This is a genomic window from Aeromonas sp. FDAARGOS 1416, from assembly GCF_019048085.1.
GTDB classification, from domain to species: domain Bacteria; phylum Pseudomonadota; class Gammaproteobacteria; order Enterobacterales; family Aeromonadaceae; genus Aeromonas; species Aeromonas veronii.
On record NZ_CP077301.1, the window covers coordinates 4,217,437 to 4,232,500 of the forward strand.

11 protein-coding genes and 1 pseudogene (1 of these 12 cut by a window edge) are annotated in these 15,064 nt (G+C 58.1%); 7 read left to right on the forward strand and 5 right to left on the reverse strand.

Features of this window, described 5'->3' with window-relative positions; genetic code table 11:
• The first annotated feature begins 133 nt into the window (after positions 1-133).
• The gene (gene uvrA, locus I6L46_RS19220; RefSeq protein ID WP_216976768.1) at positions 134-2,962 is read left to right on the forward strand and encodes an excinuclease ABC subunit UvrA; all 2,829 of its coding nucleotides are present in this window, start codon (positions 134-136) and stop codon (positions 2,960-2,962) included.
• Positions 2,963-3,083: 121 nt separating this feature from the next.
• Positions 3,084-4,756: pseudogene (locus I6L46_RS20830) on the forward strand (diguanylate cyclase).
• Here I6L46_RS20830 and I6L46_RS20805 read toward each other — a convergent pair.
• Positions 4,753-4,884, reverse strand: a complete 132-nt coding sequence (locus tag I6L46_RS20805) for a hypothetical protein (RefSeq protein ID WP_019445201.1) — start codon at positions 4,882-4,884, stop codon at positions 4,753-4,755. The pseudogene I6L46_RS20830 and the gene I6L46_RS20805 sit on opposite strands and share 4 nt — an antisense overlap.
• A 330-nt stretch (positions 4,885-5,214) precedes the next feature.
• Here I6L46_RS20805 and I6L46_RS19230 point away from each other — a divergent pair, with 330 nt between their 5' ends.
• The 3 genes from I6L46_RS19230 (at position 5,215) to I6L46_RS19240 (ending at position 9,491) form a co-directional block, all read left to right on the forward strand.
• Entirely contained in the window at positions 5,215-5,811 is a 597-nt protein-coding gene (locus I6L46_RS19230; protein WP_127008721.1) for an OmpW family outer membrane protein, read from the forward strand.
• 222 nt (positions 5,812-6,033) lie between these two features.
• The gene (locus I6L46_RS19235; protein WP_216976770.1) at positions 6,034-8,013 is read left to right on the forward strand and encodes a methyl-accepting chemotaxis protein; all 1,980 of its coding nucleotides are present in this window, start codon (positions 6,034-6,036) and stop codon (positions 8,011-8,013) included.
• Positions 8,014-8,021: 8 nt separating this feature from the next.
• Positions 8,022-9,491 carry an ABC transporter substrate-binding protein gene (locus I6L46_RS19240; protein ID WP_216976772.1) on the forward strand — a complete coding sequence of 490 codons (1,470 nt, stop codon included), beginning with the start codon at positions 8,022-8,024 and terminating at the stop codon, positions 9,489-9,491.
• Between the two features lie 71 nt (positions 9,492-9,562).
• Here the strand turns inward: I6L46_RS19240 and I6L46_RS19245 are convergent, their stop codons facing one another.
• Positions 9,563-10,363 carry a GNAT family N-acetyltransferase gene (locus I6L46_RS19245; RefSeq protein WP_216976774.1) on the reverse strand — a complete coding sequence of 267 codons (801 nt, stop codon included), beginning with the start codon at positions 10,361-10,363 and terminating at the stop codon, positions 9,563-9,565.
• Between the two features lie 329 nt (positions 10,364-10,692).
• Here I6L46_RS19245 and metF point away from each other — a divergent pair, with 329 nt between their 5' ends.
• Positions 10,693-11,583, forward strand: coding sequence for a methylenetetrahydrofolate reductase (gene metF, locus I6L46_RS19250; RefSeq protein WP_005340191.1), 891 nt, complete (start codon positions 10,693-10,695; stop codon positions 11,581-11,583).
• Between the two features lie 69 nt (positions 11,584-11,652).
• Here metF and I6L46_RS19255 read toward each other — a convergent pair whose 3' ends face one another.
• Complete coding sequence (locus tag I6L46_RS19255; protein WP_108541792.1) at positions 11,653-12,717, reverse strand: DUF3103 family protein; 1,065 nt, start codon at positions 12,715-12,717, stop codon at positions 11,653-11,655.
• 122 nt (positions 12,718-12,839) lie between these two features.
• Positions 12,840-14,015, reverse strand: a complete 1,176-nt coding sequence (locus tag I6L46_RS19260; RefSeq protein ID WP_216976776.1) for a benzoate/H(+) symporter BenE family transporter — start codon at positions 14,013-14,015, stop codon at positions 12,840-12,842.
• Positions 14,016-14,134: 119 nt separating this feature from the next.
• Between I6L46_RS19260 and I6L46_RS19265 the strand changes: the two genes are divergently transcribed.
• Positions 14,135-14,704, forward strand: coding sequence for a helix-turn-helix domain-containing protein (locus I6L46_RS19265; protein WP_216976778.1), 570 nt, complete (start codon positions 14,135-14,137; stop codon positions 14,702-14,704).
• Between the two features lie 16 nt (positions 14,705-14,720).
• Here the strand turns inward: I6L46_RS19265 and I6L46_RS19270 are convergent, their stop codons facing one another.
• Positions 14,721-15,064 carry the 3' portion of an NnrS family protein gene (locus I6L46_RS19270; RefSeq protein ID WP_216976780.1) on the reverse strand. Its footprint extends 853 nt past the window's final position, so 344 of the gene's 1,197 nt are visible here — the last part of the coding sequence; its start codon lies beyond the right edge, outside the window; the stop codon is at positions 14,721-14,723.

Consider the following 15,064-nt stretch of genomic DNA (forward strand, 5'->3'; position numbering starts at 1 on the left):
CTTGGACGGAGTGTGACAACGCCGCCATCCATCGCAAAAAAGGATAGCGGCGATAGAGTATGCCTGTCTATTCATCCAGTAGTCTCTATGCCATACTGACTCGCTCAGGTTTCTGTATCGAGCGTGCAACAAGATGGAAAAGATCGTGGTCCGGGGTGCTCGCACCCACAACCTCAAGAACATCAATCTGACCCTGCCCCGCGACAAGCTGATCGTGGTCACCGGCCTCTCCGGTTCGGGCAAATCCTCTCTGGCGTTCGATACCCTCTATGCCGAGGGGCAGCGCCGCTATGTGGAGTCCCTCTCCGCCTATGCCCGCCAGTTCCTCTCCCTGATGGAGAAGCCTGACGTCGACCATATCGAGGGGCTCTCGCCCGCTATTTCCATCGAGCAGAAGTCTACCTCCCATAACCCGCGCTCGACCGTCGGTACCATCACCGAAATCTACGACTACCTGCGTTTGCTGTTTGCCCGGGTCGGTGAGCCGCGCTGCCCGACTCACGCCATTCCGCTCGCCGCCCAGACCATCAGCCAGATGGTGGATCAGGTGCTGGCCCAACCGGAGGGGAGCAAGCTGATGCTGCTGGCCCCGGTGGTGCGCGATCGCAAGGGGGAGCACACCAAGCTGCTGGAGAATCTGGCGGCCCAGGGCTACATCCGTGCCCGTATCGACGGCGAGGTGTGCGACCTCTCCGATCCTCCGACTCTGGAGCTGCACAAGAAGCACACCATCGAGGTGGTGGTGGATCGCTTCAAGGTGCGCGATGACCTTGCCTTGCGTTTGGCCGAGTCGTTCGAGACGGCGCTGACCCTCTCTGGCGGCATTGTGCTGGTGGTGCCGATAGATGGGGATGAGGGAGTTGCCCCCATGACCTTCTCCGCCAACTTTGCCTGCCCGGAGTGCGGCTACTCCATGTCGGAGCTGGAACCGCGCATCTTCTCTTTCAACAACCCGGCTGGTGCCTGTCCTACCTGTGATGGTCTGGGTGTGCAGCAATATTTCGATCCGGCCAAGGTGATTGGCGATCCGGCCATCAGTCTGGCCAATGGCGCTATCCGTGGCTGGGACAAGCGCAGCTTCTACTACTTCCAGATGCTGAAATCCCTCTCCGAACACTACAAGTTCGATCTGGAGACGCCGTGGGAGGATCTGCCGGTCAAGACCCAGGAGGTGATCCTGCGCGGCTCCGGTCGTACCGAGATCGAGTTCCGCTACATGAACGATCGCGGCGACGTGGTAGTGCGCAAGCACCCGTTCGAGGGGATCCTGCACAACATGGAGCGACGCTACCGGGAAACCGAGTCCAACTCGGTGCGCGAAGAGCTCTCCAAGTACATCGCCAACAAATCCTGTACCAGTTGCGGTGGCAGCCGGCTGCGGGAGGAGGCGCGCCACGTCTTCGTCGACAACCGCAACCTGCCGGCCATCGCCGAGCAGTCCATCGGCGATGCGCTCTCCTTCTTCGAGGGGCTGAACCTCACCGGTCAGCGCGCCCAGATTGCCGAAAAAATCCTCAAAGAGATCGTCGAGCGGCTCGGCTTTCTGGTTAACGTCGGCCTCAACTACCTGAGCCTGTCGCGCAGCGCCGAGACCCTCTCAGGCGGCGAGGCCCAGCGGATCCGGCTGGCCAGCCAGATCGGTGCCGGGCTGGTGGGCGTCATGTATGTACTCGATGAGCCTTCCATCGGCCTGCATCAGCGGGACAACGAGCGGCTGCTCAAGACCCTCACTCACCTGCGCGATCTCGGTAACACGGTGATCGTGGTGGAGCACGACGAGGACGCCATCCGCCTCGCGGACCATGTGCTCGACATTGGCCCGGGAGCCGGGGTGCATGGCGGTGCTATCGTCGCTCAGGGCACGCCGGAGGAGATCATCAATAATCCCGAGTCGCTGACCGGTGACTACCTCTCCGGTCGCAAGCAGATCGCCATTCCCGCCGAGCGGACTCCGCTTACCGGCAAGTGGCTGAAACTAAAGGGGGCGAGCGGCAACAACCTGCGCAACGTCAACCTGGATCTGCCCATCGGGGTGATGACCTGCGTTACAGGTGTTTCCGGCTCCGGCAAGTCGACCCTGATCAATGACACCCTGTTCCGCATCGCCCACCGCGAGCTTAACAAGGCCACCGAGTCCACCCCGGCGCCCTATCGCAGCGTCGAGGGGCTGGAGCATCTGGACAAGGTGGTGGATATCGACCAGAGCCCCATCGGTCGTACCCCGCGCTCCAACCCGGCCACCTACACTGGTCTGTTTACCCCGATCCGCGAGCTGCTCTCCGGTACCCAGGAGGCGCGTTCGCGCGGCTACCAGCCGGGCCGCTTCTCCTTCAACGTGAAGGGGGGTCGCTGCGAGGCGTGCCAGGGGGATGGGGTCATCAAGGTGGAGATGCACTTCCTGCCTGACGTCTACGTGCCGTGCGACGTCTGCAAGGGCAAGCGCTATAACCGCGAGACCCTGGAGGTGAAGTACAAGGGCAAGAACATCCACGAAATCCTCGAGATGACGGTGGAAGATGCCCGCGAGTTCTTCGATCCGGTGCCGGCGGTGGCGCGCAAGCTGCAGACCCTGATAGATGTGGGCCTCTCCTATATCCGCCTCGGCCAGTCGGCCACCACCCTGTCGGGCGGTGAGGCGCAGCGGGTCAAGCTGGCGCGGGAGCTCTCCAAACGGGATACCGGCCAGACCCTCTACATTCTGGATGAGCCGACCACCGGGCTGCACTTCCACGACATCCAGCAACTGCTCAAGGTTCTGCACCAGTTGCGGGATCGCGGCAACACCATCGTCATCATCGAGCACAACCTTGATGTGGTAAAAACTGCCGACTGGATCGTCGATTTGGGACCGGAGGGAGGCGCCGGTGGTGGTCGCATTCTGGTGACGGGGACGCCGGAAGAGATTTGCACCAATAAAGAGTCTCATACAGCTCGTTTTTTGCGGCCACTATTGGCGCGATAAGCCGTTATAATCGAGGGGCCTTTGGCCCCTTTTTGTTATAAAAATCGGGAGCATAGGGGGAAGCTCGTCAGGTGTGGGCAGGCTTGGCATCTCAGCATCATGGTAATGGATATATCGGGTTATGGCTCAGGCTCCGCGCACGATTGATCATCAGTTGGCTTACTCCATGTTCCCCATCTGGCTGGGGGCGATCCTGCTATTGCTGGTCCTGCTGGCGTGGGCCCAGATCCCGGCCGCCAGCCGGATTGAAGAGCAGCGAATGAAGGAGCATCTGCTGCGCGTGACCAAGGCGGTGCAGGCTGATGTGGCTGCTCTGGATGCATTCAGTCGGGATTGGGGCATCTGGGATGACAGCCATCGTTTTATGGACAACAAAAGCAGGGGGTACATCGAATCCAACCTGTTCAGTGATATGCCGATGCGGGATTTTAGTCTCAACCTGATGAGCTTCATGGATCTCACCGGCTATGAAATCTGGACGCGCACCCTGCTACCCGATGCGCCGGGGATCAATCCGGACCAGTTTCCCTATTTCCTTGATGAACTGAAAAAGCAGTTAAGGGCGCGCTCGGTGGCGCAAGGGGGCATCAATCTGCACGGGATCCGTGCTTCCCAGTGGGGGCCGCTGATGTACTCGTGGCAGCCGATCAGAAACAGTGACGAGTCGGCTCCGTTCAACGGTTTCTTGCTGGTTGTACGTTGGCTCGACAAGGCCTATCTCGAGCAAGTATCGGAGCGTACCGCGCTGCCACTGGCGATCTCCCACGCCAATCTGGATGTCACAGCTACCTTCAAACCACTGAAACCGCAAATAACGTATCGCCTGATCGACCTTGGGCTGACCCGGCTCAGGGGAGAAGTGCGACTGCTCAACAGCGATAACCAGCCAGTGCTGACTCTGGTGATTGAGGAGGAGAGAAAGGTCTTGAGTGGCGTCATGGAGGGGCGCTCTGGACCTTTATCGGCATGCTGTTTATTAGTTTTATCTGCGTCATGATCGCCATGTATCGGCTCAACAGCATTGTGCTTACCCCGTTGCAGCAGCTGGTGTCGGCGCTGCAACGCTTTGGCGATCGGCCAGATGCCACCTTGATCCCCTATATCGACAGCAGCGTCGAGATGGCCACCCTGAGCGGCAAGTTCAGAGAGATGGCCTGCAAGGTTAGTCAGCAACACGATGATTTGTTGGAAAAATCCAGCCAGATGGAGATGGCTGCATTCACTGATCCTTTGACCCGTTGCTTCAATCGTCGCTATCTCGATGGCTGGTTGCAGGCCAACCGGGCCAAACCTTGTCTGTTATTGCTGCTGGATCTGGATCATTTCAAGCGGATCAATGACCGCCTTGGCCATGACATCGGGGATCTGGTGCTGAAACAGTTGGCGGATCTGCTGCGCAAGGTGGTAACAGGAGAGCGCGAGCCGATCATCCGGCTGGGCGGGGAGGAGTTCTTGTTGCTGTTGCAGGTGGATGACGAGCAAGAGTTGGCGCTGCGGGTCGAATATCTGCGCCAGCGTGTCGCTCAGCACCGCTTTGGCAGAGAGGATGCGCCACTCTGGTTGACGGTGTCTCTGGGGTTCTGCCGCTATCCGTTGCACCCGGAGTACCCGGATTCATTCTGGAGTCATAGCTTCAAACTGGCGGACATGGCGCTGTATCAGGCCAAAGTCGGCGGGCGAAATCGGTGGTGTGGCTACGCTGGTCCCCTCTCTGCGGAGGGCATGGGCCAGACTCCGGAACAGCTTGCCGAAGGGGGGGATATCACCCTGCTGCACTCTGTCAATCCGGATTAACCCTGCCGTACCAATACCAGATAGGCCAGGGCGACAATAAAACCGAGCAGGATAAAGAGAAAGGATCCGATTCCCCACACGGCCGCGAGAAAGGCCCCCACCTTTTGCCATTTCGACTCATTTTTCATAAATAAACCATTACTTCCCAGTAACTTGTGTGGCGCAAAAAATACGCTGATTTGCCCATATTAACAACAATTAATAGCCACTCTGCCGCGCAATAAGATGTGGTTTGCTTGCTTCTTTTGGCGCTGGATGCGGGTAGTTACAACCTGTCGAAACAGGCATTTCGGCTTGTTGTCTGGGGACTCAACGAGATTGGGATGGCGCGCAAAGATGTCACACCAATCGATTTATTTCTGTGCAACCTTTGCTCCAAGTCAATAACTTTGCATTTACAAGGGCATATAGTCAGCGGGCTTACAGCATCAAATGAAAACAAAAAAAGGGATTACGTGATGAAAAAATTACTTCCTCTGATGATTGCCGCTGCAGTGACCTCTCCTTTCGCCATGGCCCATCAGGCTGGTGATATTCTGGTTCGTGGTGGTTTGGCATTTGTATCGCCGCAGGAAAGTAGCACGCCTGTAGAGTTGGAAATTAATGACAACATGCAGTTGGGGCTGACTCTCTCTTACATGATTACTGATAACTGGGGTGTCGAGTTGCTGGCTGCAACCCCCTTCTCTCATTCAGTCAAACTGGGTGGCTCTGAAGTTGCCAAGATCAAGCATCTGCCGCCGACTCTGATGGGTCAGTACTATTTTGGCGATGCTCAGAGCAAGGTTCGCCCGTATGTCGGTATTGGCGTGAACTACACCACCTTCTTTGATGAAGAGGGCCGTGGTGCATTGGCCGGGACCGATGTCAAAGTCGATGACTCCTGGGGTGTTGCCGGGCAGGTTGGTATCGATATGGCCATTACTGACCGCTGGTTTGTGAATGGATCCGCCTGGATCATGGATATCGATACCGATGTGCATACTGCGATTGGCACCATTAATACCAAGGTCGACCCGATGGCCTTTATGGTAGGCGTTGGCTACCGCTTCTAATGATTCTGACTGCGGTTCCGAAAGGATCGCGGAAGATAGCAAAGTACGTCTCTTTCAGCCCGGCTTGTGCCGGGCTTTTTTTGTATGAATGATTTTGTCTGGACTGTGATCCAACCCGATACAAATCAATTAAATACCTGCCGCTTTATTTCAGTTATTCGCCACCCCTGCCGATAGTGACTATGTTCACTTTACCTTCCCCCAATGAGTGAGGATGTCTCCATGGGCTTATCTATCGTGCAGCGGATCATCGCCGGATTCGTGTTGATGCTGCTGTTGCTGATCCTGCTTGGTGTGATCAGTACCTTTAAAATCAAGGGTATAAATGACGGCCTCTCTGCCGTATCTGACCGGGCAACCCCGCTGGTGGTGGCTGTCGCAGGTCTCAAGGGGGCGCTGCAGGATAGCAACCGCTGGGTGCTGGTCTACCGCACCAGTGAAGATGCCGCCCAGTTGCCGCAGCTGGCCAATCAGTTCAAGGAGCAGCAGAACCGCTTCGCCCAGCTGAGTCAGGAGATGGGTAAATTTACCGACGTAGCGGATGCTCGTGCCCGCTTCCAGCAGGTCGAGAGTGCTACCACCCAATTTTATGGCTTGGCGGATCAGGTGTTGGCCCAGCATCGGCAGTGGGTCAGTGCACTGGAGCAGCGCCACAAGTTGGAGATGGAATTTATCCGCCTTGAGGATACCTACCAGTGGGCGGCGGATTTGCTGCTGCAACAGACCGCCAGCAAGCGCTCCATGCGCAACAAGGCGGAGCTCATTACCTCGGGTATCGCCCGCGATCTGAAGAATATCCGCCGTGCCGATGCCAAAACCGACCTGAACGAGCTGGAAAAGGTGTTGAGCAAGGACATCGAGATGGCCCGCAAGCGGTTGGAGCGGGTGCTGGTGCCCGATGATGTGAAAGCGCGCTTTGTCTCCAACCTGGATCGGATGCAGGAGCTGGCGCTCGGCGCTCAGGGCTTGCTGGCAACCATGCGTCAGGCTCAGCAACTGGCGCTGTCGCTGGCCACGCAAAATCAGCAGCTGGATGCCAGTCTGGTCAACAGCCTCAATTTGCTCGATGAGATGGGCAAGTCTGCCGGAGCCATCGCCAGCGATAGCCGGATCAATGCCGATGCAGCGGTCAGTAGCGCCAGCTTCTGGATCCTGGTGGTTGCCGCGATGTCGGCCGCTGCCGCACTGGTGATCGGCTATACCACGGCGCGCAGCATTCAGCGCCCGTTGCAGATGATCAACAAGGAGCTCGATTACATGGCGGCCGGTGACATGACCCGCCGCATCAACTACCGCAGCAGTTGCGAATTTGGCAGCCTCTCTCGCTCCATCGATACGCTGGCGGGCAAGACCGGCGAGCTGCTCTCTCAAATCAATGCAGGCTCCCGTCATCTGGTGGATGAAGCGAGCCGCGCCGCCGAGATCAGCGAACGGGCCATGTCCCGAGTGCAAGAGCAGAAGAGCCAGACCGATCAGGTGGCCGCCGCCATTACCGAGCTGGAAGTGAGCGCCACCGAGGTGGCCCGCTCTACCGATGGCACCAAGCGGGAAGTGGACCTGGCCGATGAAGAGGCGCGCAATGGTCGCCAGAAAGTGGCCACCACTCGCCGGATCACCGAGCAGCTGGCTGGCGCCATGGAGGAAGCGGTCGGGATCACCTACAAGCTGGGCGAATTCAGTAACAACATTGGCAGCATTCTCGATGTGATCCGCAGCATCGCCGAGCAGACCAACCTGCTGGCCTTGAACGCCGCCATCGAAGCGGCCCGTGCTGGCGATGCCGGCCGCGGTTTTGCGGTGGTGGCCGATGAGGTACGGGCGCTGGCCAATCGCACCCAGACTTCGACCGAAGAGATCCAGGGGATGATTGAGAACCTGCAGAGCTCCAGCAAGCATGTGGTTGAAGTGATGGGGCGCAGCCAGGAGCAGACCCAGAGCTGTGTCGAGCAGACCCGCGAGATGGATGTGGCGCTGCAATCCATTGCCGAGCGGATGGGGGCCATCAAGTCGATGGCGGATCAGGTGGCCCATGCCGCTCAGGAGCAGATCTCCGTCAGTCAGGGGGTCGCTCGTCATATCGCCGGTATTGCCGATGTGGCATACGAGACAGAGCGGGAGGCGCGGGAATCCGCCAGCAGCAGCGAAGTGCTGGCCGACCTGGTCGCCAAACAGCAGCAATTGATCGCACATTTCAAGGTCTAGGAGGGCTTATGTCTAAAAAGTGGATTGGAGCCCTGAGTCTCCTGTTGTGTGGCCAGCTGATGGCCAGCGAGCTGGTGATTGAAAGCTGGCGAACCGATGACAAGGCGTTGTGGGAGCAGAAAATTATCCCGGCCTTTGAAGCGGCGCATCCCGGCATCAAGGTGAGTTTTCATCCGGTGCAGAACGTCAACTACATGCCCACTCTGTGGGAGAGCCTGAAAGGCGGTAAGGCGGGGGATCTTATTACCTGTCGTCCGTTTGATGACTCGCTCGCCCTGTTCAAGGCGGGCCATCTGGCCGAGCTGACCGAAATGGCAGGAATGGAGAACTTCCCGAGTTTTGCCCAGTCACCTTGGCAGACGGACTCCGGTGCCCAGACCTTCTGTGTGCCGATGGCCTCGGTGATCCATGGCTTCTTCTATAACAAGAAGATCCTCAGTGAATTGGGGATCACCTTGCCTCAAACCCGCGACCAGTTCTTCGCCGTGCTGGACAAGATCAAGGCCGACGGGCGTTATGTGCCGCTGGCCATGAGTGGTTCCGAGAGCTGGGTTGCCTCCGAACTGGGGTTCCAGAACATTGGCCCCAATTACTGGAAAGGGGAAGATGGTCGTCTGGCACTGATCGGCGGGCAGGAGCGGTTGGACAACCCGCAATATGTGAAGGTGTTCGACGAGCTGGCCCGCTGGCGTTCCTACCTCGGTGAAGGTGGCGAGAGCCGCGATTATGCGACCAGTAACGAGCTGTTCACTTCGGGCAAGGCCGCCTTCTACGTGGCGGGCTCCTGGGAGATTGCCTCCTTCACCGGCAAGGTCGATTTTGGCGTCATGCGTCCGCCGGTGGCCAAACAGGGTGATGGCTGTTTCTTTACCGACCACACCGATATCGGTATGGGGATGAATCCGGCCAGCAAGAATAAAGAGGGTGCAATGGCTTTCCTGCAGTGGCTGACGACGCCGCAATTTGCCGAGCTCTATACCAACTCGCTGCCGGGATTCTTCTCCCTCTCCAACCACTTCTTCGATGTCACCAATCCGGCGGCCAAAGAGATGATGGAGTGGCGCGATCAGTGTGACTCGACCATTCGGGTGGCGACCCAGATCCTCTCCCGTGGTACGCCCAAGTTGGGGGATGAACTGGCCGAGGTGAGTCAGGCGGTGCTGCTTGGCAAGATGGATCCCAAGGCTGCCGCAGATCGACTGGAAAGTGGCTTGAAGGGCTGGTATGCCCCTCATCAGGGCAACAAGGCCAAGAGCGCGGATTGTCAGTGTGATGCGGTTGCCCCTGCTCCAGTTTCAGCGCCGACGACTGAGGTGTCCGCAGCTCCCGCGACCAGTGAAACATCGGCCGTGGTGTCACCTGCTGTGACTCCCGCAGAACCCGCATCAGCGGCCGCTGCCCCATTACCGGCGCCGTCGGATGAGGTGGAGCAGGCGCTCTCCAACGAGCTGGAAGCGCCACAGCAGCCACAGCAATAGGTCATCTGCATCAATAAAAACGGGAGGCATCGCCTCCCGTTTTTTATGGCTCGTGGCCAGCATAAATCGCTTTATTGTGCTTCGTGGGGCCAGCGGCAGAGGCTGCCGATGCGGGCAACCGGGACAAACCCCAGAGAGCGGTAAAGGCGCTGGGCATGGTAATGCTCGTCAGCCACTATGATGAGCTGTTTGGCACGGGATAATCCTGCGCGAGCCACTTGACTCAGCAGCTGGCGGCATAACCCCTGATTGCGCCACGCATGGTGCGTGCGTACCAACTGGAAGCGCCCAAGTGTGCCGTAAAAGAAGAGGCCACAGCTGGCGACCAGTTGCCCCTCTTGCCAGATCCCCCACCAGTCCCCGAGACCATCGGCAATCATGGCCTGATAGAGCGCCTGGCGGGATCGCAGATAGGGAAGATAGCTCTGTTCCGAGTGTCCCTCATCCCGTTCATGGAGTTCGAAGTCGAGCCACTCAGGCCAATCAGGAGTGGTGAAGGTACGTGCCTCAACCTTGTTCATGTCGCCGTGAGGAGGTGGGCAACTCTGTTCATCCAGCGCCAGCACCACGCACTCCATATATTGGTAACCCGTTGCGACAAAACCGGCGATCCGGCTGTTTTGTCCGGCTGCTAGTGGCCATTGGAAGGTGCGGTGGCGCACTCGAGGATCCTGGCCGATCAGCTGATCAAATGTGGCTTCCAGCCAGCCTTTGTCACGGTCGCTGGGTGGGTTGGGGAGTAGCAGGTAGTTGCCGAAGTAATAGTCGGGAGCATCCGGCGTGCGAACCGCCCAGAACTGATCGTGCTGAACAACCTCGCCCTGATAGCGATCGAACAGCAAGTCGGTGGCAAAGCCGGGGTGGGTATCCATGATGGTGCTCCTGCAAAGACTCATTCTGTTATCGGCAGGAGTGGGAAATAGATGAAAAGGGGCCGGAGAAACCTCCGGCCAAACAATCACACGCAGATTCAGAACGTCCAGGACGATCTGCCCCCATCATAACTCGACTGGGGCGATTTTGGGATGGGCACTTTTCGGTTACGTACCGTTAATTTTGTAAATATGAAGTTCGTCAGATCGGATGTGAGGTAAATCCCTGTTGACTTTGTGTCGTTTTACTCATAAATATAAAGACGTTTAGACGTCCAAACATCCGTTTTGACGTAGGCAGATGGATTGCAGGACAGGGAGAAGAGCAGATGGGATTTCACAGTGCACGTCAGGTTGAGGCGCTCAACCAGAGCTTGGCAGATTTGAATGGCGATATATCGGTCAGTTTCGAGTTTTTTCCGCCCAATAGTGAAGGGATGGAAAATACCCTCTGGCAGTCCATCGAACGGCTGAAAGTGCTGGAACCCAAGTTCGTCTCCGTTACCTATGGCGCCAACTCTGGCACCCGTGATCGCACCCACAAGGTGATCAAGGACATCAAGGAACGGACAGGCCTGATTGCGGCGCCGCACCTGACCTGTATCGATGCCAGTCGCGACGAGCTACGCACCATCGCCCGCGACTACTGGAATAGCGGTATTCGTCATATCGTGGCTCTGCGCGGTGACTTGCCGCAGGGGTTGGAGAAGCCGGATATGTATGCCACCGATCTGGTTGCCCTGCTCAAGTCGGAGGCTGACTTCGATATCTCGGTTGCCGCCTATCCGGAAGGGCACCCGGAGGCCAAGAGTGCCCAATCCGACCTGCTCAACCTCAAGCGCAAGATTGATGCCGGTGCCAACCGCGCCATCACCCAGTTTTTCTTCGATGTGGAAACGTATTTGCGCTTTCGGGATCGCTGCGCCGCCATCGGTATTGATGCCGAAATCGTGCCGGGGATCCTGCCGGTCTCCAACTATCAGACCCTGGCCAAGTTTGCCGGTTTTACCAACGTGAAGATCCCGCGCTGGATGCATCAGCGTTTCGAGGGGTTGGATAACGATCAGATGACTCGCAATCTGGTGGGGGCGAGCATCGCCATCGATCAGGTGCGCGTGCTGAGTCAGGAAGGGGTGAAGGATTTCCACTTCTATACCCTGAACCGCTCCGAGCTGACTTATGCCATCTGCCATACTCTGGGGGTTCGTCCCAAGGGTTGACCGGTGGTCACCGCGATAAAAGCAAAAAGCCAATGAGTTGCTCATTGGCTTTTTCGTTATGGCTGATTATCAAGGTCTGGTCGGGGCGATCTCTTTTGGCTCAAGATCGATAACCGCATTACCGGCAGCCCCCGGATACTGGCGATAGACCTGATCCTGCTCCAGTGTGTAGAAGGTATCCAGATAGTCGTCGTTGTTGGTCATCCAGGAGTCGGGCAGCGCCTTGACGATGCGACCGCCGAGATCGAGGAAGGGCAGGGCTTCCGGCACGCCACCCGCAGTAAAGCCGAGTTTGAGAGCTTCAATCAGCAGGGCGCTCAGCTCCTTGTAGTTGACGTTGTCATCCTGCTCCATCATCACCACATCGACGGCACCCCAGCGATAGCGATCCCAGTAAACCAGGATCTGGTTGGGGGTGTAGTCGGTGTTGTCATAGTCGAGGTAGGGCATGTCGACAATATCGACCACAGGCTCATCCCGGCTGGGATTGACCCCTGCGACCACCGCATACACTTCGGCCGCGCCGAGCAGCCAGGGCTCCTGATCATCCTTCAGTCTGATCTTTTTCAGGATACTGGTCTTGAGTGGCGCCGTGCTGGCCGCCACTCGCGGAGCGCTTTGCAGATCCGCATCGGCCAGCGCCTTGCGCATCACCTTCAAGCCTGCGTTCTTGGCTTTGACGGGATCGGCTTCGACTACCAGAACCGGCCGGGCCGGTGCCTTGTCCACATCCAGATAGACGGGATTGCCAGCGCTGTCGAACGCTTCAATGGCGCTCCAGCTCTTCTCATCTCCACTTGGAACATAGGCGACCAGCGGTTCGACGCCCTGTTGCAGTGCAGCGGCCTGATCGGTGTTGGCCAGCCGCAACTGCATCAGTTGCTTGACCTCGCCATCCAGTCCTTGCCGGCTGATGGCCGCCTGGTTGGCATCGGTCGCCTGCCGCTTAAGGCGCGGGCTGGCCTTCTGCAGCAGATTGGGAAGCGGGCTCTGGTATTGCTGATTGCTCAGCAGGGGCAGCAGGTTTTTCTGCTGAAGTGCGAGCTGGCGAGCCAGCTCTCGATCCGTATCGGCAGCCTGGACGCTCGTAGCACCCAGTATGGCCAGTAGTAACAAGACAGCCTGATTTTTCATTTTTATACTCCGTTGCATGGAACCTGACAGGGCACCATGTCCGGGAAGATTGGCGCCCTGACGCCACTAGAAGGAAATTAGTTTCACTTGTGAATCATTTTATCTGGATAGTGTGCAGAGGTTCACGGTTTGAGGTTCAATTGATTCCTTTGTCGATATAATTGGAACTGATAGATAGCCAGACCAATCAGCAGACCCCAGCAGGCTGCCGCGATGCCGAGCAGGTTGATCCCGGACGCGGTAATGATAAAGGTGAGCAGCGCAGCTTCTCGCGCTTCATCCTCTTGCAAGGCGGAGTGCAGGCTGCTGCCGATGGTACCTAGCAGTGCCAATCCGGCGATGCAGGTGACAAGGGCTGCCGGAAAGGCGCTAAACAGGGCTGCGACGGTTGCACCGAAGCAGCCGGTCACAAGATAAAAGCAACCCGCCCAAACCGCAGCAGGCCAGCGGCGCTTGGTATCCGGGTCGACCTCTTTGCCCATGCAGATGGCGGCAGTGATGGCGGCCAGATTGAAGGCATAGCCGCCAAAAGGGGCGAGCAGCAGGCCAGTCAGGCCGGTCCAGCTGATCAGTGAGGAGGTGGCAGGCTGATAGCCGTGGGTCCGCAAGATGGCAATTCCCGGCATGTTTTGCGATGTCATGGTGACAATGAACAGCGGCAGCGCGATACCAAACAGAGCATCAAGGGAGAAGGCTGGCCATGTCCAGACCGGGCTGGCGAGTTGCCAGTGAAGGGTGCCCATTTGCAAATCCCCCCGCACGCTGCAGATCAGCATCCCCACTCCCAGTACCAGCACCATGGTATAGCGGGGCCAGAGATGACGACCCAGCAGGAAGGCCAGCAGCAGGGTGCCAAGCAGCAAGGGATCTTGCGGGGCGACCTTGAACAGATCCAATCCGAATCTGAGCAGCACGCCAGCGAGCATGGCGGCGGCCAGTGGAGCCGGGATATGTTTCATCAAACGGTCGAACCAGCCGCTGATGCCACACAGCGTGATCAGCAGGGAGGAGATCACAAAGGCGCCGATCGATTCCGCCAGAGTGAAGTTGCCCAGCGTGGCGATCAGCAGTGCCGCGCCCGGTGTGGACCAGGCGGTCAGTACGGGCATGCGGTAATAGAGAGAGAGGCCGATGCAGCTCACCCCCATGCCGATCCCCAGCGTCCAGAGCCAGGAGGCAACTTGGGCAGTATCAGCACCCGCTGCCGTGGCGGCCTGGATGATCAGGATGACGGAGCTGGTGTAGCCGACCATCACGGCGATAAAGCCTGCGACCAGATGGGGGAGGGCGAAGGGCATGACTCTTCCTCTTGGCGTTGTGACGCGCTGTGCGTTATTACGTACAATAAAACTTTGACTATATCGCTGTGCGCTATAGCGCACAAGGCGCATCGTGCAAGAGTAATAAAGAGGCAGTTATGCAAGAGATGAGTCAGCATCTGGCTGCTCGACTGAAGGGGCTGCGCAGCGAGCGCGGCTGGAGCCTGGATGCCGCCGCGCGCGAAACGGGTGTCAGCAAGGCGATGCTGGGGCAGATTGAGCGGGGAGAGTCCAGCCCGACAGTGGCGACGCTGTGGAAGATAGCCACCGGTTTTCGAGTCTCATTTTCCAGTTTCATTGAGCCCACACCAGCCGTGCAGGAGGAGGTGCTCTATCGCACCGCCGATGCCATTCGCCAGCAGCCAGCGGGAGAGGGCATGCAAGTGGCCCCCCTCTTCCCTTATGAAAACCGGTTTGGTTTCGAGTTGCTTGAGCTGACCCTGTTGCCGGGTTACCAGCGTGAATCCGAGCCCCATGAGCCGGGAGTGACCGAGCATGTCATCGTCATCAGCGGCATGATGGATGTGCTGGTGGAAGGGGAGTGGCGCTCATTGGTGCAAGGAGAGGCGGTGCGTTTTGCTGCCGATCGTCCCCACGGTTATCGCAATCTCGGCATAGCCCCGGCTATTTTCCACAACCTCATCCACTATCCGGTGGCAACACCCTGAACATGTTCCGCAGTCATCAACCCGGTCGACCATCTGCTCTGGGGCGGATCAGTATCGGGATATAGACCCAGACAAACAGACCATAGGCAGCGATCCAGGCAAGCGCGCTGAGGTTCCAGCCATGCAGGGAATAAGTAGGCCAGAGCAGGGGAATCACCACCCGCATTGTGGCGGCGGCGATAACCAGGGCGAATGCGCCAGTGATCCTGCGTCCTACCTGCAAGGCCCGACCGCTATGGCCGAGGGAGACTCGCGCAATCATGCCCATGATCATGGTGCCCATACCGCCTGCGCTGAGCAGGTGACTGGCCATCGACAACGTGATGGGCAGACCCGCGCTATGTGCCGCAAGGGAGAGCA